The organism is Adhaeribacter rhizoryzae, assembly GCF_008629685.1.
Lineage (GTDB): Bacteria > Bacteroidota > Bacteroidia > Cytophagales > Hymenobacteraceae > Adhaeribacter > Adhaeribacter rhizoryzae.
In genome coordinates, this window is record NZ_VWSF01000003.1 from 289303 (window position 1) to 312340 (window position 23038).

At 38.0% G+C, this 23038-nt stretch carries 17 protein-coding genes; 3 read left to right on the forward strand and 14 right to left on the reverse strand.

The features are described 5' to 3' along the window. Window positions 1–21: 21 nt before the first annotated feature. The 7 genes from F0145_RS06260 to F0145_RS06290 all read right to left on the reverse strand — a co-directional run bounded on the left by F0145_RS06260 (window position 22) and on the right by F0145_RS06290 (window position 9404). Entirely contained in the window at window positions 22–738 is a 717-nt protein-coding gene (locus tag F0145_RS06260) for a WbqC family protein (protein WP_223815845.1), read from the reverse strand. Window positions 739–754: 16 nt separating this feature from the next. Further along, window positions 755–2638, reverse strand: coding sequence for a DCC1-like thiol-disulfide oxidoreductase family protein (locus tag F0145_RS06265; RefSeq protein WP_150087459.1), 1884 nt, complete (start codon window positions 2636–2638; stop codon window positions 755–757). Then, window positions 2638–3942 carry a glycosyltransferase gene (locus tag F0145_RS06270; protein ID WP_150087460.1) on the reverse strand — a complete coding sequence of 435 codons (1305 nt, stop codon included), beginning with the start codon at window positions 3940–3942 and terminating at the stop codon, window positions 2638–2640. The genes F0145_RS06265 and F0145_RS06270 overlap by 1 nt, the downstream gene beginning before the upstream one ends. After that, window positions 3935–5188, reverse strand: coding sequence for an ABC transporter ATP-binding protein (locus F0145_RS06275; RefSeq protein WP_150087461.1), 1254 nt, complete (start codon window positions 5186–5188; stop codon window positions 3935–3937). The genes F0145_RS06270 and F0145_RS06275 overlap by 8 nt, the downstream gene beginning before the upstream one ends. A 71-nt stretch (window positions 5189–5259) precedes the next feature. Next, window positions 5260–6156: an ABC transporter permease gene (locus F0145_RS06280; protein WP_223815847.1), complete on the reverse strand. Its 897-nt coding sequence runs from the start codon at window positions 6154–6156 to the stop codon at window positions 5260–5262. A 308-nt stretch (window positions 6157–6464) separates the two neighbouring features. Beyond that, window positions 6465–8234, reverse strand: coding sequence for an ABC transporter ATP-binding protein (locus F0145_RS06285; protein WP_150087462.1), 1770 nt, complete (start codon window positions 8232–8234; stop codon window positions 6465–6467). A 300-nt stretch (window positions 8235–8534) separates the two neighbouring features. Continuing rightward, complete coding sequence (locus F0145_RS06290) at window positions 8535–9404, reverse strand: FkbM family methyltransferase (RefSeq protein ID WP_190277479.1); 870 nt, start codon at window positions 9402–9404, stop codon at window positions 8535–8537. A gap of 822 nt (window positions 9405–10226) precedes the next feature. Between F0145_RS06290 and F0145_RS06295 the strand changes: the two genes are divergently transcribed. From F0145_RS06295 to F0145_RS06305, 3 genes are all read left to right on the forward strand, one after another. Next, a complete protein-coding gene (locus F0145_RS06295; RefSeq protein WP_150087464.1) occupies window positions 10227–12080 on the forward strand; it encodes a T9SS type A sorting domain-containing protein in 1854 nt (617 codons plus the stop codon). A 687-nt stretch (window positions 12081–12767) separates the two neighbouring features. Further along, on the forward strand, window positions 12768–13037 hold the full coding sequence (locus tag F0145_RS26965) for an IS1/IS1595 family N-terminal zinc-binding domain-containing protein (protein WP_150087465.1): 270 nt from the start codon (window positions 12768–12770) through the stop codon (window positions 13035–13037). Continuing rightward, window positions 13012–13488 carry an IS1 family transposase gene (locus F0145_RS06305; protein WP_150087466.1) on the forward strand — a complete coding sequence of 159 codons (477 nt, stop codon included), beginning with the start codon at window positions 13012–13014 and terminating at the stop codon, window positions 13486–13488. The genes F0145_RS26965 and F0145_RS06305 overlap by 26 nt, the downstream gene beginning before the upstream one ends. 355 nt (window positions 13489–13843) lie before the next feature. Here F0145_RS06305 and F0145_RS06310 read toward each other — a convergent pair whose 3' ends face one another. From F0145_RS06310 to asnB, 7 genes are all read right to left on the reverse strand, one after another. Further along, complete coding sequence (locus F0145_RS06310) at window positions 13844–14047, reverse strand: hypothetical protein (protein ID WP_150087467.1); 204 nt, start codon at window positions 14045–14047, stop codon at window positions 13844–13846. A gap of 294 nt (window positions 14048–14341) precedes the next feature. Then, complete coding sequence (locus F0145_RS06315) at window positions 14342–15280, reverse strand: GDP-L-fucose synthase family protein (protein WP_150087468.1); 939 nt, start codon at window positions 15278–15280, stop codon at window positions 14342–14344. 75 nt (window positions 15281–15355) lie between these two features. Then, the gene (gene gmd, locus F0145_RS06320) at window positions 15356–16474 is read right to left on the reverse strand and encodes a GDP-mannose 4,6-dehydratase (RefSeq protein ID WP_150087469.1); all 1119 of its coding nucleotides are present in this window, start codon (window positions 16472–16474) and stop codon (window positions 15356–15358) included. A gap of 504 nt (window positions 16475–16978) precedes the next feature. After that, window positions 16979–18088 (reverse strand): DegT/DnrJ/EryC1/StrS family aminotransferase, encoded by a 1110-nt coding sequence (locus F0145_RS06325; protein ID WP_150087470.1) that lies wholly within the window; start codon window positions 18086–18088, stop codon window positions 16979–16981. Window positions 18089–18403: 315 nt separating this feature from the next. After that, window positions 18404–19357 carry a UDP-glucuronic acid decarboxylase family protein gene (locus F0145_RS06330; RefSeq protein ID WP_150087471.1) on the reverse strand — a complete coding sequence of 318 codons (954 nt, stop codon included), beginning with the start codon at window positions 19355–19357 and terminating at the stop codon, window positions 18404–18406. A gap of 7 nt (window positions 19358–19364) precedes the next feature. Then, window positions 19365–20711 (reverse strand): UDP-glucose dehydrogenase family protein, encoded by a 1347-nt coding sequence (locus F0145_RS06335; protein WP_150087472.1) that lies wholly within the window; start codon window positions 20709–20711, stop codon window positions 19365–19367. A 110-nt stretch (window positions 20712–20821) separates the two neighbouring features. After that, window positions 20822–22726: an asparagine synthase (glutamine-hydrolyzing) gene (gene asnB, locus F0145_RS06340; RefSeq protein ID WP_150087473.1), complete on the reverse strand. Its 1905-nt coding sequence runs from the start codon at window positions 22724–22726 to the stop codon at window positions 20822–20824. Window positions 22727–23038: the final 312 nt, after the last annotated feature.

The following is a 23038-nucleotide window of genomic DNA, read 5'->3' on the forward strand; positions in this document are numbered from 1 at the left end:
ATAAAAAATGCCTTTTACTCTTTATTCATGAATTTTGCCTAGTTCAACAAAACTTTTCATAAACAAAGAAGCATTGGGGCCTTCGTTAAATAGAAGGTCCAGAATGCTTACGCCGTGTTCAAAGGGTGGAAATAATTGGTGATATTCTTGATAACCTGCATAATTCATCCAGGTTACTTTTATGCCTGCCTCTTCAAATAAACTTTCATTTAAGTAATCTTTTGCTGCCGGACCAGATACGTATTCTTTTCCTCCGGTCGCTTTTACTAAATTGACCAATCTTTCGGTTTTGCCATCGCCATAACTATATTGCTCGGAGCTGGTAATTTTGGTTTTAATACCTAACTCATTGCAGATAGCTGTTATAAAAAGTAAATTAATTTGGCTTAAATACGATGTGCTATTTGTTAAATATAAATTCTCAAAAAGTTCTTTATAAAATTTAAAATATGGAGCCTTTGAATAATTTTGTTGGAGTGTACGCCAATGTTTTATATTCCATTTGGGGTCAAAAACTTTAGTTTCGTTAATTTTTTGTTCTAAGGAATCTTGCTTAACTGGAATTGTAAGCCACTGAACACCATTAGGAGTCTTAATCTTATTGCGGTTACGCCAATCATTTTTGGTGTATTGCATCTCGTCATAAAGGATAAATTCATCAACCGAATTAATTAAATCGAAGTACCCTTTCCAGGGAATATAATTGGACTGCAGGATAGCAGTTTTCAGAATGCCCATATATATATGTTACTAGTTATATCTTTTCTATGTCCACCAAATCGGCTTTAAACTCTTTATTTATCCAATATACTCTGCCTGCATCTATCCATTTGTTATCCATTTGCTTTCTTAGAAAATCTTTTTCCCAATGCTGTGGAATATTAATTTGTTTTGCTACTATTCTAAATTGTGCATTGTTTAAATTTACGTCATTCTTAACTGCCCAAAAGGCAGTATATTTTAATAAACCATTTGATAATGATTTCATATTCACATTTGGTCCCATAGTCCTAAATGTCCAATTTACCCAACCTCTACCTGAGTTATAACTACTAGCCATCCCATCACTTGTAACGATAGGTAACCAAACTCTTTTTATATCATCAATATATTGGACTGCTAGAATATGATTATAATCCCTAAAATGGTAATCCATAAAGACAGCATGGGACGTCAAACCAAACAATGTTCTATTGAGACCATTTATAGAATTAAACGAAGCACTTATTTTATTCCTTACCTCACTTAAGTTAATTTTTTTTGAAATATTGATAATACCCCAGGAGTTTAATATACAGACTGACTGAAAGAAAAAACAATAAATAGTAAAGCAAAACGTAAACATTACTTTTAAATCTATTACTCTTAAATTTGAAAGTAACTTAATGTTGTTATAGTTGGGAGGAATAGTTGGAAATTCCACAGAACAATTATCTTCGTTACAGACCTGCCGAAACCTACTTTTAGCTATATAACTATAAATTAACTCTGAAATTTGTTTAAATGGTGGAATAACTAAGATAATACTTAATGGCCATAAGAACCATATCCTTCTACATATTTGAACATAGGTTCCCACGCCATTATAAATGCTTCCTTTATCACCTAAACTATGAATATTCTTCAGAAGCAGTCCATCACTAATATTGAACAACTTTGGTTCTTCATGAGCAAAGGTTTGAACACCTTTAAAAACAATTTTATTGAATAAATCAAAATGCTTTACAACTATTCTAGTTCGGTTGCATAACGGACATTCCTCATCATAATAAACAACAAGTGATGGATGAGCAGAAACAAACCTTTTAAAGAATTTTCCCCATTTCTCTGGGAAAATAAGCAAAGTATAAATACTGGTTACGCCCAAAGCAAACCAAGGAATAGGATACGCAATTAAAATACCTAAATGTAATCCAATACCTATTATCAGCAATAAAACTCGAAATCTCCTTATCCAAATAAAGAATAAAAAGACCAACTCAAACACAAGAGTAATATAGCCCAATATCAGGCTAAAATATTTAATATTCAAAATTGGAGTTAAATCAACGTATGTTGCAAAAGGCAAACTAGCCGGCAGCCAAAATCCTAAACCACCAAGCCATATTGGTGATGCAACCTTCCAAAAAATTGAATCAAAGTAAACTAGACCTACTCCAATTACCACCGGTATATAATAATTTATGATACTGGTTTTTGTAGGAGGCTTAAATTCTACTCTCAAAGTTGAATATCTTAACTTTGTTATGAGACGATCTAAAGAAAATGTTTGTGAAACAGGCATAAACATTAATAAAAAATTTATACCTGTCATGGAGTAATCTAAATGATATTCAAAGCTTTTAAAAGTTGAAAAAGTAATAAGAGTTAGTACATAATTAATAATCGTTACATATTCCGTAAAAACTCCTAATATTAAACAAATAATAACGCCTATCCATACAATTAGAATAGGCGTAAAATTTACTTCAGATGTTTCTAAATAAGGAATAGGATCAAAAATAAGATGCCTAAAATAATACATCTGAGCTATTTCACAAAGCAGCACTAATCCATAGAAAATTCTAAAAGCAGCCAGGCCATGAGCGGGTACTTCTTGTAAATAAAGCTTTTTAAAACTGCTATAGAGCTTCTTCATTAAATTTCTTTGCTTAATTCTAACATTAACCTTTCTAATGAGCTAATGGAAGCATTTTCTTCCACTATTTTTATAGCATTAGCTGAGCATGTTTGAAATTCAGTTTCTGTTAAGGAAAGTATGCTTCTTATTGCTCTAGCCAAAGCTGTTGTGTCACCTAATGGTACTTTAAAACCATTCTTTCCATTTTGAATCATATTATGCAATAAACCCATTTCAAAACCTACCACTGGTGTGCCGCATGCCAGCGCTTCATTAACCATCATAGGTCCTGAGTCTTCCAGAGAAGAGCAAATAAAAGCATCGGCTGCCTGGTAAGCTAAAGAAAGTAAGCGTTCATCTTTTATGAAATCAATAGGAATTATATCAAATGGTATTTGCTTAACAAGCTCGTTTTCATCTAATTGGTTACCTGCAACAAGTATTTTAATTCTCCCATTCTCTTCATCTGTTTGAAGCTGGTAAAGCTTTTGTAAGCTTTGTATTAATTCAGAAATTCCTTTCCTCTTTTCACCGGTATATGTGGCACCGCTGAAGATTATTTTAAAATCTTTTTGAACATGAAATACTTGTTTGGCAATATTTCTGTTAGCATTATTAAATATATTAAAATCAATCAAACCATTAATTAATGGTATGTAATTCTGATTTTTAAATAAAGAGGATGCTTTCGCCTGATTAAGGGTCCAGCCAGAACCAGCTATTACTTTAATATTACTGGCTTCTATAAAACTTCTTTTAAATAATAAATTTTGTTTTGCCCTATCTTTATACTTTTCGGTTAATATAGCAGGACAGTTGCTGCAATCCCTTGTATATCCTTTACAATCCCAGGCATAATGACACCCACCGGTAATTGGTGCCATATCTGTCATAAGCCAATAAACCTGGGCGCCTGTTTCCTTTTGTAATTTATAAGCAAGTTCTGTATTAATAAAACCAGTAACCCACGCTAAAAGAATAATATCTGGCTTAAATGGTAAAGCATTTAATACGGAAACACTTGATGTAGAAACCTGAGACTCATCAATATTAAAAAAATGATAATTTTTATCTAGCAGGAGCTCTTCATTCTTTTGATTATTAGAAAAGATCTTCAATATTCTATTAGAGGCCCTCTTTACAATTGGTTCGGGTTTATTAATTTGAGCAACCTGACAAACTAATGAATCTGATTTTGCTTTGTGTTTTACAATTAATTTAGATTCATATCCCAGCTTCTGAATAGCCTTAGCTATTCTGTATGCCGATTCGCCGGCACCGCCAAAATCATGAGTTGCAAAAACTGCGACCTTTTTACTCATTCAATACTAACCAATTAAGCTTAGGAAAAATAACACCATTATCTACATTACCATAAATAGAAAATTCTGACCCTACGTCAATAATTTCGAAAGTTAAACAATCTAAAATTTCAATTACTTTAACATTAGGAATATGTAAGGCAATACTAACCTTAAAATTATTAGGTCTTAACAAGTTTATTGGAAGTGTAATTTTATGCTTTTGATAACCAGTTTGCGGATTAATATTTATTTGTTCTGTAAAAATTCTTCTTTCCTGAAAATCCTGTAAGCCCAAAGAACAAACAAGGCCTCTTTCAGTTGAAACATTTTTTAAATCAAAATATATTGAAATTTCCTGATTATGTGCAAAGCTGCTACATTCATTTCCCTGTGCATCAACAATACCCGCTTTCAATATTTGAATTGGCTTTTCATCAATATCCACATTAGCATAGGATGATGCATTTTCGGTATTACTTCTTAAATATTCATTTAGCACCTCTTGAATATCGCCAATTTTATGTAATCCGCCATTTTTCATTAACAACCCTTTGGTACAAAGTTGGGCTACAGCTCCCATGTTATGGCTTACAAACAAGACTGTTCTTCCGTCATTAACACTTACATCTTTCATTCTACCCAAACATTTCTTTTGAAATTCTGCATCACCCACAGCCAACACTTCGTCTACAATTAAAATTTCAGGTTCCAGAAAAGCCGATACAGCAAAGGCTAATCGTACATACATACCGCTACTATAACGTTTTACCGGAGTATCAATGTAACGCTCAACTCCAGAGAAGTCAACAATCTCATCAAACTTGCTGCGAATCTCGGCCTTGCTCATACCCAAAATTGCCCCATTTAAGAAAATATTTTCACGGCCTGTTAATTCTGGGTGAAAACCAGTACCTACTTCAAGCAAGGAAGCAATACGACCATTCACTTTAATTCTTCCAACTGTTGGAGATGTTACTTTAGAAAGTAATTTTAACAAAGTGGATTTACCGGCTCCGTTACGGCCTATTATTCCTAACACTTCACCAGATTTTACTTCAAAGTTTATATCCTTTAAACTCCAAACGTAATCACTATTACCTTTAATTGTACGGTCGTTCGTTTCGCCAATTTTAGCAAAGGGGTCCTCTTTTCCGCGCATTCGGGCCCACCAACGGTTAAGGTCATGGCTGAGCGTACCGGTTCCAACTTCTCCTAAGCGGTATAGCTTCCCTAAATTCTCTACTTTAATGGCAATATTACTCATTCAATTTTATGAATTGTTGAATTTTTACTTATTATATAATTACAAACTTAAGGCCTTTACTATGATTAAAATTATACCGTATCAGTAAAGCTCTTTTGCACTTTATTAAAGGTAATTGTTCCCAAAAATAGAATAACCATCGTTACGGCGGTACTATATCCTAAATAAATCCAGTTAAAGGTACCTGAACCCAGAAATGCAAAGCGGAAGGTTTCTACAATTGAACTTAAAGGATTAGCCAGAATAATCCATCTATATTCGTCGGAAATGCTTGAAAGAGGGTAAATAACCGGGGTAGCATACATAAGTAACTGCACTCCGAAGGTGAGTAACATTGCTAGATCACGGTATTTTGTAGTAAGAGCACTAAAAATCATGCCTAAGCCCAACGATAATAAACCCATTATAATGATAAGAAATGGTGTAAGCATTATTAACCAGTTTGGCTGTATGGCGCTACCTTGAATAAGGTAATAAACCCAAACTACAAAAAAGAGGACGAACTGAATACCAAATCTTATTAGGTTGGAAATAACTATGGATAATGGCATAGTGAGACGAGGGAAATAAACCTTACCAAATATCTGAGCATTTGTTGTAAATACAGTGGATGTAGAGGTTAATGTCTGGGAAAAATAATTCCAGACGGTAACTCCGGCCAGGTAAAACACCATCATAGGTAGTCCATCGGTAGAAAGTTTGGCTACCCGTCCGAAAATAACTAAGAAGGTTATAGTTGTTAATAAAGGCTGAATAAAAAACCAAATCGGCCCCAGGATAGTTTGTTTGTAAGTAGATACAAAATCACGGCGTACAAAAAGCATAACCAGATCGCGATACCGCCAAACATCTTTCAGGCCTAAGTCCAACAAATTAGTACGTGGTTCAATTATTTCCGTCCAGGATTCTTTTTCTTCAGATGCAACTTTTTCTAACTCCGGGTTATATAGGGTTTCGGCCTTTTCCAACTATTTTATTAATTAAATTACCAGCACTTTATATTTTATAAAGAAAAAAATTCTGTAAAACCACTCTTACTGTGTAATTATAGTTTATTAGCAATATGAAATTATATTTAAACACCAAGACAATAACTTTACAAAACAGGTGCAAAGGTAGGACATTTTCTTTATATAAAAGTGTCGATACCTAATCTAAATAAAAGTTACACACGCTTACTCTTAAACTAGCCTAAAACTTTAAAAATTTTAAGCTCCTAATTAACAGGAAATTAACTACTAAATACAATCTTAACATACGTTCAGAAGCTATTAACTTAAATCACATTCTTTAGAACTTCGGCGTATGTCCGTTCAGCTATAATTTCGCCATTAGCTAATTCAAATATTCTATTGCAATCTCGTAGGGTAGTAATCCGATGCGCAATAATGAATATTGTCATATCGGTCTGGGATAATTTATCTATAGCCTCACTTACATCACGTTCGGTTAAACTATCCAGTGCACTGGTAGCTTCATCAAGTATTAATACTTGTGAATTCCTATACAATGCGCGAGCAATCCCAATACGCTGTTTTTGACCACCAGACAAATTAAAACCACCTTCACCTACTAATGTATTTTCTTTATTAGGCAAGCTTCTAACCAATTCATTTAAGGATGCTTGTTCGAGGGCATATTTGAATTTTATAGGGTCAACCTCTGTATCAAAAAGCGTTATATTATCTTTAATAGAAGATTCCATTAAAAAAGTGTCTTGCTTTACATAACCAATTAAGCTATACCAAGCTAATTTATTCGTTTCGGTTAATGGTTTTCCATCAATTAAAACTTGACCTTGTTGCTCTATATAAAAGCGTAAGAGAATATTCATTAAAGTAGTTTTTCCGGAACCGGAAGAACCAATAAAACCTACTTTTTCGCCTTTGCTAATTTTAAAATTAACATTTTTTATTGTTGGGGTTAAACTATCCGGAAAAGAGAAAGTTACATTTTTAAAATAAATATGCTGTTTAAATTCAACAGGTTCATATTTTAATTGGTACTTTGCATGTCCCTCGTGCTCTTTAAATAGCTGTAATTCATTTATAATATAAGAATTCTGTTTAAGTAATACCAGGGCCGTTAATAACCTATTTACAGAAGGCATTAGCCTATAAGCGGCAGCGGCAAATAAGCCCACTATGGTAATTAATCTTTCCGGCGAGTTGGAAATAAATATTGTATATAGAAAGATTGTTAACACTCCTAGGATAGCCACCATTTCAATTATTTTTAATGGTATCTGGGAGAAGAGATAAGACTTGGCTTCCAAGCTCTGAACCTTTTTCTGATTCTGGAAAAAACGGTTCCGAAATTCAAAGATTTTATCTGCCAGCTTTAGTTCAACAAAACCGTTGAAAGTATTACTAATAATTCTTAAAGAAGGTGGGCGCAATTGATTAATATTTCGCCCAATAATTTCTGATCTATTTTTTAACATTTGGTATGTCCCAATTGCCGAGGGGGCTAATACCAAAAGTAATATTATAAATAGCAGTGGTTCGTAAATTAGAATACCTAATATTATAACTATAATAATAGCCACCTCCGCAAAAAAGTTAAATATCGGCCTGATAATGCCGGAAACATAGCCTTGCGGCAGATTTAAAACATTATTAATTAATTTAGCAGAGCCAATATTATTAAAGTCCCAGAATGGTAAATTTAAGTACTTATTAAACTGCCGCTGAATAATAATTAACGCAACACCTGCCGTAAATCGCACCTGTTTGTAATTTATCCAGGTAGTAAACAGGTTCTTAAATAGAAAAAATAAAAAAACACAAATTATTAGCGCCAGTAAAAATATCTTTTCGTTAGGGAAATTAAAAAAATGATAAACCGGGGCTAAATATCTATTTTTAGTTATTAGTTCGGGCGTAGAAGCAGCCATTATTAATGGCACCAATGAGGCTAATCCAAAAACATCTAATATTGAAGAAAAAATTAAAAGAACAAAAAGAAATATAGCATAACGTTTTTCTTCGACAGTTAGGTAATAAGAAATACTTTCTAAAGCTTTTTGTACTATTCCTTTACTCATATATAAATAAATACTGTCGGCTACTTAAACCTAAATGCAAATGGGTATAAAAATTTTGTTTGATTTGCATAGCTAATTATTTCTTCCTCTTTGAAGAATTATTGCTTAAAATCTAATAAACAATATATTCAGCAACACATAAAAGTTGATAACTAACCTAAAAATCGCAATCAAATTAAAGCTTTAACTTGGCTAATTATTTAACAAGGGGCAAAATTACAATTTTAAATTCTTAAAAAAAGTTAAGGAGAAAAGTTAAAGCCTTTTAGATATTACATGAAGAGATTATAAAAGGGCTAGTTAAGTTGGTAATGAAGAAATGTGGTTAGGGATGAAAAGATAATCATTGCGTTCATAACTTAAATTTGTCCATTGTTTTAATTTAATACTGTTTATTTCTTCATACCGTATTATGTTTTGTCCATGCAATATCCGGTATGCTTTATATTTTAATGTTTTGAAACAATCCATTAGCTGATTAGCTCTTTTTTGGGAATATTCCTGAACATTTTCATTATGATAGTCTAAAACCTCACAAACAATTATTGGTTGGTGCTTTTGTATGGTTTTTACCATTCCGCTTATAACTTCTAACTCTGCCCCTTCCACATCAATTTTTATAAAGGAGATATGATTTATATTTAAATCCAACTCATCAAAAACAAATACTGGCACATACTTTATTTCAGCGGCGGCATAGAACCCTGGTCTAAACTCATTATTAATTGACGCACCGGTGTGCTGGCTACTGTTGGAATAAAATTTAACAACTGAACTTTGTGAGGAGAGCCCGATAGGTAATATATAAGTATTACTAAAATTATTTGCTTTTATTAGAGTTTCTAAGTAAGAAACACAAACAGGGTTAGGTTCAAAACCCCAATAAATAATATTTTCATAGCAACTCTTAAATGTTATAAGCGTCTGGCCTACATTTGTGCCAATGTCCAGGAAATCGCTATGTTCTGGAAGATTCCAGAACAGAAGTAATTTATTAAACCAATTCTCATTTAAACTAATATTAACTTCTCCCACTAAGCCCAATAATGGGATATTAAAATTCTTTTTATTTAAGGTAAGCCTAAAACTGCGGTTTTTTTTAACCACAAACTTATTAAATCTATAAGCAATAGAATTGTTCATCCTTAGAGCAATTGAATTTTGTATCATAAACATTGAATTTTTAATCTTACCAAATTTATTTTAAGTATTAAACCCTTTTAAAGCTATGGAAATTAAGGTTAAAACCTGGCCGTTGGATACCATTTTAAATATTTCGATTCATAAGGCCGCTTTATACTTCTTACGAAGCAAAACTCTTTATTACTCCATGATCTTGCAACATTTGGCTAATAGCTCTGTCGCCTTTTTAAACCATTACACATACAATAAACTCGTAATAAGCTTTTACCTAAATTAGAAAACTGTTTAGCTGGGTAGTTCAATGATTACTGTTAGTTCCTTAAAGCTTCCATTGCTCTACTGCCTCCTTTAGGCTGGTTAAGACTATTCTATATTTTTTCATCTTTCCCATATTTTAGTTTCCATTATTCAATTCAACAAGCGGTTAAAATCTGTCTATGGTACTTCTATTTATATGCTACCTTAGCAACTTCCTTTTACATGTCCTAATCGGCCATTCCCAATTCACAGAACAATTTACAACCTTATGACTATTAATGATTTATAAATATTAAATTAAGTTTTATAATATTTTTCAAATATAGTGATACCTTATATTATTTTTTCCGTATAATTAATCAGTCAACGAGCACAAAATTATCTTTAGATCATTATAAATTAATCTTTTGCCTATGGTTATAAAAACTACATAAATACATTCTTCTATTAGGTGTAAGGACTATAATTCCTTACCAAATGCTCCCCACTCGTATTGCTTTCCTTTTATAGCAAGCTATGAATACTGCCTGAAACAAAGTTATTATGTTTTAACATGCTCTTAAATCACACAATCAAAATACGGAATTAAATATGGATAATATTTTTAAGCATTTTTTTAAGTTGCTGACTTTTTTATTATTTACCAATGTGGCTGTGGCCCAGGACTTATGTGTTCAGATAGCGAATAATGACCAGCTCGGTTCTGTTAATAATAACGTCAGCTTTTCTTTTTCCCTTGAGTCACTGTTAGAGAACGATTCCGATGCATTAGATTTAGCCAGCTTTACACAGCCAAACAATGGGACTCTTAGTTTTGATGAAACCACCAAAATGTTTACATATACTCCGGCAGCTGGCTTTGCAGGACCTGTTAACTTTAACTATACTTTAAAAAGGGCACAAGAAACCCGGTTAGGGCCTCCTCTAATTATTAATGGGGAGGAACACTATTACGAGCCACTTGAATTTGATTACCGAGCTACCTGGGAAGATGCTATGGCCCAAGCTGCATCTAAATCATATAATGGAAGCAGTGGTTATCTGGCTACCATTACTTCTGCTGCCGAAAATGAATTTATTCAGGAAATAGTTTCTAAAATTACTTTACGGAACCCTTATGTATGGTTGGGAGCTAATGATAAGGCTGAGGAGGGTGTTTGGCGTTGGGCAACCGGTCCGGAGGCTGGCATGCTATTCAACTACAATAACTGGGCAAAAGACGAACCAAATGATAAAAGAGGCGAAGATTATCTTGCCATTTCAACTGATGGAAAATGGAACGATGTAAGCAATGAAGGGCCTTCTCCTTACTTCCCTTATACCTATTTAGTAGAATACGGCAGTTCTGAAAACTGTAATGCTGGTTTAACAGCGTCTGTTTCCTTTTTGCTTAATCCAACTGTGCCTAATGAAGGCAACGGCTGTAATTTAGCATTAACCACCACCACCATGCAGGCCGAGCCCTGGTGGCCAATGTGGGGTGTAATGAATGGTGCCGGTTCTATTGATTTAACTGTAACGGGCGGTACTGCTCCGTATACCTATAAGTGGAATGCTGGGGTTACTACCCAGGATATTAGCGCGGCTTCACCGGGTTTATATACCGTAATGGTTACCGATGCGGCTGGTTGCTCTGCCATGACCAGTGTGTATGTGGGTCATAAAAACAATCCTTTGATATTAACTTCTTCGCATATAGATGCCACTATGGGCGGCGGCATGGATGGGTCAGTTGACTTATCGGTAATTGGTGGCACTGGCCCTTATACCTTTGTGTGGAGCAACGGCGCTACTACCGAAGATTTAACGATGGTAGCAGCGGGCACTTATAGCGTAACCGTAATGGATGCCATGGGTAAACAAGGCATGACCTCGGTGATGGTAGGTGAGCGGGGTATGCCATTAACCCTTTCTATTGTGCATCAGGATGTGATGAAAGTGGGCGGTTACGGCTCCATTGATTTAAGCATTATGGGTGGCGTCGCTCCTTATAGTATCTTATGGAATGCCGGATCGCGAAATGAGGATTTACCACAAGTAACACCTGGTATGTATATGGTAACCGTAACGGATGCCGTTGGTGCTACTGCTACAGCTTCGGTACATGTAGCTGGCTTTGGTATACCGGCTATAGCCGGCAGAAAAGGAGAACCAGGACGGGAAATCAGTCTGAATCCAGTGAAGGAAGTCGGTTTAGCAGCATATCCGAACCCTACTACCGACCGCGCTACAATTTCCTTTAACTTGGCTGAAACAGGTAATTATACTTTGGATTTGTTTGACATCCGGGGAGCCAAAGTTAAAAATATAGCCAGTGGCAAAGGCCAGGTAGACCAGCAATTATCCGTTGAGCTGAATGTGCCATCACAAACCAAAGGCGTTTACTTAATACGGCTAGTTTCGGATAAGCAGGTAATAACCAAAAGGATATTGTTTAAACAATAATGTAGTTGTTTATAGCATCTGCAGTTCTGAGATAAATTTTACAATAAAGCCCCAGCTAAACAGCTGGGGCTTTATTGTAAAATTTATCTTGCCTTTAAAAGAGTTAATATGTAATAGGTTATACCAAATAGTAAATATGAACTTCCATAGCAGCACAGCGAAAAGCTTTACCTATCCGTCATTCTGTTAAGAATCTTCTGCATAAGTTGGATAAACAGGTAATATACCAAGTCTGAAATTTACCTGTAACGCCTTCTAGGCAGAAGATTCCTCCGGAATGACTGGTTGGGAGGAAAGAATTCATATTATCAGCTATAGAAGGTTCTTATTACTATCTGGTATTAATCCTTATTAACAATTGTAGGTTAAAGCTTGTCTTACATCGGGGTAAAAGTTCATTCCTTTTAATTTTTAAAAAATTAATCTTTCACAATAATACATACTTTGTTTTGTTTGCGCACAAATTCAAGGTTCATTAGGCCTTTGCTGTAACATAATCTTTATTTATTGCAGCTTTTAACTGCCTATGGTAATTCTTCTTAACCGAATTTTAACTATTTGGTAATGACCCACCTTTTTTAAAATCTTTTACAATGCGGTAGTGTACTAATAGTAAGGATGGGAAAAAAAGAGAAAAGACAATGAGGAGCAATTAACGTAAAATAGAAGTCGCCAAACCTATATTTTATGAACAATTGTCCTCATTGCTGGAGTGTAAAGATAGTAAAGAATGGAAAAAGCTGTTACGGCAAGCAGAACTATAAATGCCGGGGTTGTAAAAGACAAGCCGTGGAGAGAGTACCAACAGCAAGCCTGCAGCAAGAAGAACTACTGAAACGATTACTGCTGGAAAGACTGTCGCTGCGGGCCATCGGGCGAATACTACAGGTAAGCTTAGGTTGGCTCCCGCATCAAACAGCGGTGGCAGCAAGTGCCCCAGCACTTACCGGTAGGTAAGCTGGAGCAAGCAGAAATAGTGTTGTACTGCCTGGAAGCCGATGAAATGTGGAGTTATGTAGGAGCCAAAGATTGTCCGGTATGGTTGTGGCTGGCCGTAGAAAGAAGAACGGGATTAGTCGTAGGCTTTCATATAGGAGAAAGAAATCAGGAGAGTGCGCTGGGATTATGGCTGAGCATACCGCCAGCTTTGAGAGAAAAAGCGTTGGTGTTTACCGATGATTTAGCGGCTTATGCAGCCGTGTTCCAGAAAGGGCAACACCAGACAGAAGGCAAGAAGCAGACCACTAAAATAGAGCGTTTGAACAACACCTTGCGCCAGCGTTGTAGTAGATTGGTAAGGAAAACACTTTCTTTCTCTAAATCCTGGCAGAACCACTTTGAAGCTATTCGCTTTTTACTCGTTAACCTTAATTTGCAAAAATTGGCAAATAAGCCATCCTTACTTTAAATACACTACCTACAATGCAGTGTTTACATTTTTTTATAAAAATTAATGCCATGCTGAGTTACCATCAATTTCCCCAGCAGTCTAGGGCATAAATTATATAATTGATAAATACATTTGCTTTTAGCTTAAATCAATAAAATCTTCAAAACAAATTTAAATCTTAATATTGAAATTATATTACTCAATGCTGTGGCTAAATCACCCTTTCACATCTGCCCTTAAGTACTTTCGGGTAGTTTTATAGTTGGTAACAGGGATACTTCACTTTCTTCTATTTCGGTTTACCTTAATGCAAACTTATTATAGGATAAGACAACTTGAAGATAAAAGAAAAGTTGGTTATTCGCATGATAATTTACCTTCTCTCTAAATGAGCCACTATTTGAATTATCTGCTTATTTGGAAGATCTATTGTTTGAAGATGTGCTATGGTATTAACATGGTATCCTTCTTTAATATATTCTTCAAATTTATCAGTAAGGTCCAGATTATACAGAGAAGCGCTTGGATGCCAAGCCCCTGCCCCCATTTCAAATCCAATGGTTATTATCTTTTGCATGCCCTAATGTACGGGCTAAGCTGCTCAGAAATTATTTTTTTCCATTAAGTTAATGTTAAATATTACTTTTTAACCCTTTAAAACTCTCTGTATCTAGAAGAACAGTTGATATGATTGTATACCACCTAAAAAGCTAAAAGTATTAAATAGCTCAGTGTAGGATACATCCCTTAGAAACAGAAACTCTCATCAGTCATAAAAATCTAAAAAAGAAATTTCTGCTAATTCCTAATATGCCACTCTTCAGGGTTTCTTAAATAATATTTGCTATAATTGCAGATTTTTTTTAATTCTTTAGGTAGTTACAGCCTGAAAAACAGATTCAGTCTCGTATACTTTCCGGATACCAGTTTCTAAATCGATGGTATACCGCCACCCCCAAGAGGCTAATTTACTTACATCCATAAGTTTACGTGGTGTACCATCTGGTTTAGTAGCATCCCACACAATTTTCCCTTCGTAACCTACCACCCGCTGAATCAGCTCGGCTAGTTCTATTATAGATACATCTTCGCCGGTACCGATATTTACCAGGCCCGGTTCGTTGTAGTTTTGCATGAGGTAATAGCAGGCATCCGCTAAATCGTCGGCGTGCAGGAACTCGCGTTTAGGGGTACCGCTGCCCCACACGGTTACGGTGGACTGGTTAGTAATTTTAGCTTCGTGCATTTTGCGCAGCAAAGCCGGCAATACGTGCGAGTTGTTCAGGTCGTAGTTATCGTTGGGGCCGTACAGGTTAGTAGGCATTATCGAAATAAAATTACAACCATACTGACTCCGGTACGCATCGCACATTTTAATACCGGCAATTTTGGCAATGGCGTAAGGCTCGTTGGTGGGCTCCAGTTCGCCGGTTAGCAAATATTCTTCTTTTAAAGGTTGCGGGGCCAGCTTCGGGTAAATGCACGAAGAACCCAAAAACAACAGTTTCTTCACGCCGCTTAAATAACTCTGGTGAATCACGTTGTTCTGAATCATCAGGTTATCGTAAATAAATTCGGCACGGTACACGTTGTTAGCCTGGATGCCGCCTACTTTGGCGGCGGCCAGAAATACATAGTCCGGCTTTTCTGCCTCAAAAAAAGCTTTAACGGCCAGAGTATCCCGTAAATCCAGTTCTTTAGAAGTTCGGAAAATAAAATTAGTAAATCCTTCGGCTTTTAGTTTCCGGTGAATGGCCGAACCAACCATGCCGCGATGGCCGGCAATATATATAAGCGCTTCTTTTTCCATGTAATATTAACCTTGCGGTTTGCTGTATTTAGATTAAAAACCCGGTTCCTTTTAGGAAACCGGGTTTTTAATTAATTATTCGTGATAGTTGAATATTTTATGACCGCCCTCCATTAAGTAGGCATCGCGTTTAAACAACGCTACGTCGGCTTCGATCATATCTTTTACCAGGGCTGGCAAATCGTATTTGGGCTCCCAGTTTAATTTGGTTTTAGATTTGGTTGGGTCGCCGATTAATAATTCTACTTCGGTTGGCCGGAAATAAGCCGGGTCAACGGCAATTATTTCTTTACCAATAGGTAACTGGTATTCCGGGTTAGTACAACTCACCACTTTGGCGGTTTCGGTGGCACCTTCGCCCTCAAAAGCTAATTTAATGCCTAGTTCGGCAAAAGTCATGCGCACAAAATCGCGGACGGTGGTGGTAATACCGGTGGCAATTACGTAATCTTCGGGTGTATCCTGCTGCAAAATCAACCACATGGCTTCTACGTAGTCTTTGGCGTGTCCCCAGTCACGACGGGCATCCAGGTTACCCAGGTAAATTTTATCTTGTAAGCCCATGGCAATACGGGCAGCGCCCCGGGTAATTTTACGGGTTACAAAGGTTTCGCCGCGTAACGGCGATTCGTGGTTAAACAAAATACCATTGCAGGCATACATGTTATAAGCCTCGCGGTAGTTTACGGTAATCCAGTAGCCGTAAATTTTGGCTACGGCGTACGGCGAACGCGGGTAAAAAGGCGTTTTTTCGGATTGCGGTACTTCCTGCACCAAACCGTACAGCTCGGAAGTAGAAGCCTGGTAAATCCGGGTTTTTTCGGTGAGGCCTAGAATCCGGACGGCTTCCAAGATGCGCAAAGTACCCAGGCCATCAACGTTGGCGGTATATTCCGGGGTATCGAAGCTTACCTTCACGTGCGACATGGCACCCAGGTTGTAAATTTCGTCGGGCTGTACTTCCTGGATAATGCGGATAATATTGGTAGAATCGGTTAAATCGCCGTAATGCAATTTAAAACGAACGTTGTTCTCGTGTAAATCCTGGTATAAATGGTCGATGCGGTCGGTGTTAAAAAGCGAAGTTCTTCTTTTTACGCCGTGTACTTCATAACCTTTCTCCAAAAGCAATTCAGATAAATAAGCTCCATCCTGACCGGTAACACCGGTTATTAAAGCAACCTTTTTTTTCATTTAATTTTTATAATCAATTATAATTTTATCTTTTTAAAAGCTACCCGAGCTTTTAAGTTTGCTGCCCGGTTAGTTAAATAATTATATAGCAAAATAACAATATAATTTTAACACAAAAAACAAATAATATTAATTTATTTATAACCCGGTGCTTTTACCCCAATATTCGACTAAACAATAAGCTATATCATTCTTAGATTTTCCTTTAATAGCTTATAAGTTGCAAAATACCTTCTTTTAACCAAGAATTAATAAAAAAAATTTTATTTTTTATCTGTCTGGTAGCAAAATTCATATTTTTTACATAGAAGTTGTTTCTTATTTCTGTTTCGCATAGTATCTGGTGCTATTGGGGCTATTATTAAAGCTTATGTTTAAGTTGATACCAGAATACTTTTACTGAGACGCTTCGCTAATCATTAGTTGCTTCGATTCTCAAATGCGCAGGCATATTTAATTACGGCATAATAGCAGATAAGCTTGGCTTAATATATGTGTAGGTTTTTAATATTGATTAAAAAAATGCCTAATCTCGGAGCAAATATAAGCTACTTTCTCCTGATCGAGACCCGGCCAGAGGGGCAAACTTAAACCGGTTTCCGCCAGGGTATTGGCAATCGGGAACGCCTCGGGCGCAAAACCCAGGTGCTGGTAAGCCTCTTGCCGGTGCGGCGGGATAGGGTAATGCAGGGCCGTACCAATGCCTTTTGCAGTTAGGTAGTTTTGTAAGGCATCCCGGCGACTAGACCGAACCATAAAAATATGGTAAACGTGCGTAGCACCTGGCGCTACCGCCGGCAATACCAGGTCCGGAATATTACTTAATTCGGCATAGTACTGCGCGGCAATGTCTTGCCTCTCTCTGTTCCATTTATTTAACCACAGTAGCTTCTGGCTTAAAATAGCGGCTTGTAGTTCATCTAAACGGGAGTTAAGCCCTATTTCTGTATGGTGATACTTTTCAGCGGAGCCATAGTTGCGGAGGATACGGGCCTTTTCGGCCAGCTCAGGGTTGTTGGTAGTAAGGGCGCCGGCATCGCCCAGTGCACCCAAGTTTTTAATTGGGTAGAAACTGGTGGCATTTAGCTGACCAAAACTACCGGTCAGTCGGCCTTTAAATGTGGCACCCTGGGCCTGCGCGTTATCTTCAATTACCAGTAGATTGTATTCGGCCGCCAGTTGCATGATAACATCCATGTTGCAAGCCTGGCCATACAAATGAACCGGCATAATAGCTTTGGTGCGGGTAGTAATAGCTGCCCTAATATTTTCCGGATTTATATTGTAAGTAATAGGGTCCGGCTCGACGGGCACAATAATAGCTCCCCCTGCCGAAACAGCTAACCAGGTAGCCATAAAGGTATGGGAAGGCACTATTACTTCATCGCCGGGGCCAATATTTAAAACTTTTAAAGCAATTTGCAGCGCATCAAAGCCATTGCCTACGCCTACACAATACTGCGTACCCGAAAAATCAGCATAAGCTGCTTCAAATTTTTGTAAATATTTTCCCAATATATACCATTGCGCATCAAATACTTCGGTGATGGCTTGCAGTACCGGTTCCCGGATAAGTTTATGCTGCGCTTCAAAGGAATAATAAGGTATGTGCAAGGTTGTATTGAAGCTTAGGGTAGATGGAAAATATCTATTACGCCCTTTCGGAGCTTTTTCAGGTCTTATAAACTAATGCTTGTTCTTTTCGATGGGCTTCACCCATCGCTGACGTATTACGCCCCGCTGGGGCTGATTTGTTTTAAAATTTTGGTGGCTATGCTGTCAGGCAAAATATTCTCTATAGTTTATTTAACTTAACGCTTGGCCCTTCTCTTAAAAAGCAATTAAAAGCAATGCCTTTCCGCAGAATCTAGCAGAAAGGCATTGTTTGTTTTAGAAAGCAAAACCAAATTTTTTCCGGTTTGATAATATTTAGCTCTGCAGCACTTCAATTTTCTCTTTGAAATATTCAAGGGTGCGGCGCAGACCTTCGGCACGGGAAACCTGGGGCTCCCAGCCTAATATTTCTTTGGCTTTGGCAATATTCGGGCGGCGTTTTTGTGGGTCGTCTTTTGGTAAAGGCTGGTAACCTAAATTAAGTGGCACCCCGGTTAAGTTGCAAATTTCTTCGGCAAACTCCTTAATGGTAATCTCATCGGGGTTACCAATATTTACTGGCAACGGATAATCGCTGAACAGCAAACGGTAAATGCCTTCAATTAAATCATCCACATAGCAGAAAGAACGGGTTTGCGAACCATCACCGAAAATAGAAAGCTCCTCCCCTCTTAAAGCCTGGCTCAGGAAAGCCGGCAATACCCGGCCATCGTCCAGGCGCATGCGCGGACCGTAAGTGTTAAATATGCGCACAATGCGGGTTTCCAGGCCATGGTGCGTGTGGTACGCCATGGTTATGGCTTCCTGGAAACGCTTGGCTTCGTCGTAGCAGCCGCGCGGCCCCACCGGGTTTACGTTGCCCCAATATTCTTCTACCTGCGGGTGAATTTCAGGATCGCCGTAAACTTCAGAAGTAGAAGCAATGAGCATGCGGGCACCTTTAACACGGGCCAAACCTAATAAATTATGCGTACCCAGCGAACCTACTTTTAAAGTTTGGATCGGAATCTGCAAATAATCGATGGGACTGGCCGGTGAGGCGAAATGCAGAATGTAATCCAGTTTACCGGGCACATGCACGTATTTGGAAACATCGTGGTGGTAAAACTCGAAGTTCGGCAGCTTAAATAAATGCTCGATGTTGGCCAGGTTGCCGGTAATCAGGTTATCCATGGCAATAACATGGTAACCTTCGTTAATAAAGCGGTCGCAGAGGTGCGACCCTAAAAAGCCGGCCCCGCCGGTAATTAATATGCGTTTCTGAGTCATTTGGTATTTAAGCTAGGTCTATTGCTGAGTGATAATGGGGTTTTACACCAATGCCGTAATAAGTAAAGCCGGCTTCTTCCATTCCTTTAATATCGTAAATATTACGGCCGTCAAAAATAATATTATCTTTCATTAAGCGTGCTATTACTTTAAAGTTCGGCGACCGGAACTCGGGCCACTCGGTTACTACCAATAAAGCATCTGCATCAATTAAAGCATCGTACTGGTCTTTAGCATATTCAACTTTATCGCCCAAAATATGCTGCGCTTCTTTCATGGCTACCGGGTCGTAAGCTTTTACTTTGCCGCCGGCCTCAATTATTTTGTCGATTAATACCAAAGAAGGCGCTTCGCGCATGTCGTCGGTTTTGGGTTTAAAAGATAAGCCCCAGATGGCAAAGGTTTTGCCGGTAATATCGCCTTCGAAATGCTTTTGAATTTTATTAAATAAAACCGATTTCTGGTTTTCGTTTACCGACTCTACCGATTTTAAAATCTGCATTTCGTAGCCATTCTCGGCGGCGGTTTTAATCAGGGCTTTTACGTCTTTCGGGAAACACGAACCACCGTAACCAATACCGGGGTAAATAAATTTATTGCCTATGCGGGCATCGCTGCCAATACCTTTGCGCACCATGTTTACATCGGCACCCATTATTTCGCAAAGGTTGGCAATATCGTTCATAAAGCTGATTTTGGTAGCCAGCATGGAGTTGGCGGCGTACTTAGTCATTTCGGCCGATGGAATATCCATGAAAATAATGGGGTGGCCGTTCAGCAGGAAAGGCTTGTAAACCTTGGTCATAAGATCTTCGGCCCGCTCCGATTCTACACCAATTACAATACGATCCGGTTTCAGGAAGTCTTCGATGGCGGCACCTTCTTTTAAGAATTCGGGGTTAGAAGCTACATCAAACTCCAGGGGTTCTTCGCGCAATATAATTTCTTCTTCAATAGCGGCCCGCACTTTCCGCGCGGTACCTACGGGCACGGTGCTCTTGGTTACTACCACCATGTAATTATTCATGTGCCGGCCAATGCTGCGGGCTACAGCCAGTACGTATTTTAAATCGGCGCTGCCGTCTTCGCCTGGCGGGGTACCTACGGCAATAAAAGCTACATCGGCATCCTTAATGCTGGTGGCAATATCGTCGGAGAAATGCAGACGCTCCTGGCGGGTATTCCGCAGCACCATTTCTTCGAGGCCAGGTTCGTAAATGGGCAGAATACCGTTTTTCAGGTTTTCTATTTTTTTGGTATCAATATCAATACAGGTAACGTCCATACCTACTTCGGCGAGGCAGGTTCCGGTAACCAAACCCACATAGCCGGTTCCAACAATGGCAATTTTCATAAATATTTATTTATATATATTGTTTAATATTTAATACGTACAAAAATAGAAGTTAGTTAGAAAAATAAAAACAAATATAGATAAATATTTAAAAATCAAGTTATTGTAAATTATACAAGATGTTTTTTATACCAATGCTGAAACACAATTAAGGCCCAGATACGGGCATGAATATCTTCGGGATTCCGCGAAAATATTTTGGCTTTTAATTTCCGGATTTCGTCTACGTTAAATATTCCCTGCTCTTGGATAAACTGGTCCGATAATAAATCATCGGTAATAAGAGGCCGCAATTCGTTCTGAAACCATTTAAGCAGCGGTACTTCAAAGCCGTGTTTGGGTCGGTTGTATAATTCTGCGGGCAGCATGGGCCGGAAAGCATCCTGCACCAGCTTCTTTTTCATTTTATTATCTATTTTAGATGATTGCGGCAGCGAGAAAGCAAAATTCACTACTTTATAATCCAGGAAAGGCGTGCGTACTTCCAGGCTGTTGGCCATCGACATTAAATCTACTTTCGTGAGCATGTCGTTGGGCAACACCAGTTGCATATCGGTATACAGCACTTCGTTAATATCACCGTCCTGGTGAATATGTTGCAGAATACGTTTTTTGCGCTTTTTGTAAACACCTTTGGCCATTAATTGCCGGCTCTTTTTAGTTAATAATTGCCGGGCTTCGTCTTCATCGGCAAAAGTAGCCCAGTTGTAGTAGCGGTCTTTAGCCGAGGCCATCATGCCTTCGGAAAAACGCTGAAACTGCCGTACTTTATTACCAATAGCAGAATTGCGGGATTTAGGCAAAAGATCCCAAAGCGGACCTAAACCTGTAACCATTTCGGCCATAAAACCACCCTGCCGCACTTTGTAATCGCCCATGTGCTTGTTGTAGCCGGCAAATAATTCGTCGGCGCCATCGCCCGATAAAGCTACGGTAACCTGCTGGCGGGTATATTTACTTAATATATATACTGCTAAAGCCGACGAATCGGCGAAAGGCTCGTCTATATAATCGAGTACCTGGAAAAGATGATCGTATAAATCCTGGTTGGTGAGCGAAAATACCGTGTGGTTGGTTTTATATTTATCGGCAACCAATTTGGCATAATGGGTTTCGTCGAAAAAAGGTTCGTCTTTGTAGCCAATGGAGAACGTATTCAGCTTATCGGTGTGCCGCGAAGCCAACGCCACAATAACCGAAGAATCGATACCGCCGCTCAGGAAAGCGCCCAAGGGCACATCCGCAATCATCCGGCGTTGCACCGAAGCATCGAGCAACTCTACTAATTTTTGCTGCTGCTGTTCGTAATTTAGCGGGTTGTTTTTAACTTTCTTTTTATCGTACGGAATGCGGTACCAGGCTTTTTTCAGCACCTTGCCATTCTTAATATATAAGTAATGGCCAGGCTCCAGTTTTTTTACCCCTTTAATAATAGAAGCTGGCCCGGGTATATAGTTAAACTGTAAATATTGGTACAGCGATACGTAATCTATTTTGCGGTTAATGCCAAACGCCAGCATGGCCTTCATTTCGGAAGCAAACAACAGCTTGTCTTCGTCTTTGTAAACGAGCAAGGGTTTTACGCCCATGCGGTCACGGGCAATAAATAAAGAATCTTCTTCTTTGTCGTAAATGGCAAAGGCAAAAAAACCGTTCAGGCGTTTCAGAAACTTGCGGCCTTCTTTAATGTATAATTTTAACAGCACTTCGGTATCGGTGCCGGAAAAAAAGCTGTAGCCGCTGGCTTTTAATTTTTGTTTGAGTTGCGGGAAGTTGAATATTTCGCCGTTGAACACAATGCTGTAACGCCCCGACTCGTCGGTCATGGGTTGCGCACCGTCGGCGGTTAAATCCAGAATAGCCAGGCGGCGGTGCCCCAATCCGCATTTATCAAAATAAAAATGCCCTTGCGAATCAGGACCTCTGGTTTCGATGGCATCCGTAGATGCTTTTAATTTATCTAAATAATCGCGACCAATGTCGCTGAACGCATAAATACCGGAAATTCCACACATATTGGCCGTAAATTTAAAAACATATCCTGTATTAACTCTAAATAATGTTGGCTTTTCGGGCCGGTAGCAAAGTTCATCTGCAAAAATTATAATATACCAGCTTCGGCAAAGAGCAGCAAATATTTATTCTGCAACTACCTACCGCGGTTTACCTGTTATGCCTTACACCCGAATCAGCACACGCATTTAAACTACCGATTGTTACATTTTAAATTTTAGACTAACTTATAAAAAGGCAAATTTCTGCTGTTTCAGGTCTGAAACAAAGGCGTAAAGTAGTTGTTTTGGCGAATGCAAAAGAAAGCTTTTGGT

Coding starts and splice junctions, on each gene's coding strand:
- F0145_RS06270 (WP_150087460.1), bottom strand. CDS start 3,942: ATGAGTAAAAAGGTCGCAGTTTTTGCAACTCATGATTTTGGCGGTGCC.
- F0145_RS06275 (WP_150087461.1), bottom strand. CDS start 5,188: ATGAGTAATATTGCCATTAAAGTAGAGAATTTAGGGAAGCTATACCGC.
- F0145_RS06330 (WP_150087471.1), bottom strand. CDS start 19,357: ATGACTCAGAAACGCATATTAATTACCGGCGGGGCCGGCTTTTTAGGG.
- F0145_RS06315 (WP_150087468.1), bottom strand. CDS start 15,280: ATGGAAAAAGAAGCGCTTATATATATTGCCGGCCATCGCGGCATGGTT.
- gmd (WP_150087469.1), bottom strand. CDS start 16,474: ATGAAAAAAAAGGTTGCTTTAATAACCGGTGTTACCGGTCAGGATGGA.
- F0145_RS06335 (WP_150087472.1), bottom strand. CDS start 20,711: ATGAAAATTGCCATTGTTGGAACCGGCTATGTGGGTTTGGTTACCGGA.
- F0145_RS06290 (WP_190277479.1), bottom strand. CDS start 9,404: ATGATACAAAATTCAATTGCTCTAAGGATGAACAATTCTATTGCTTAT.
- asnB (WP_150087473.1), bottom strand. CDS start 22,726: ATGTGTGGAATTTCCGGTATTTATGCGTTCAGCGACATTGGTCGCGAT.
- F0145_RS06260 (WP_223815845.1), bottom strand. CDS start 738: ATGGGCATTCTGAAAACTGCTATCCTGCAGTCCAATTATATTCCCTGG.
- F0145_RS06310 (WP_150087467.1), bottom strand. CDS start 14,047: ATGCAAAAGATAATAACCATTGGATTTGAAATGGGGGCAGGGGCTTGG.
- F0145_RS26965 (WP_150087465.1), top strand. CDS start 12,768: ATGAACAATTGTCCTCATTGCTGGAGTGTAAAGATAGTAAAGAATGGA.
- F0145_RS06285 (WP_150087462.1), bottom strand. CDS start 8,234: ATGAGTAAAGGAATAGTACAAAAAGCTTTAGAAAGTATTTCTTATTAC.
- F0145_RS06295 (WP_150087464.1), top strand. CDS start 10,227: ATGGATAATATTTTTAAGCATTTTTTTAAGTTGCTGACTTTTTTATTA.
- F0145_RS06265 (WP_150087459.1), bottom strand. CDS start 2,638: ATGAAGAAGCTCTATAGCAGTTTTAAAAAGCTTTATTTACAAGAAGTA.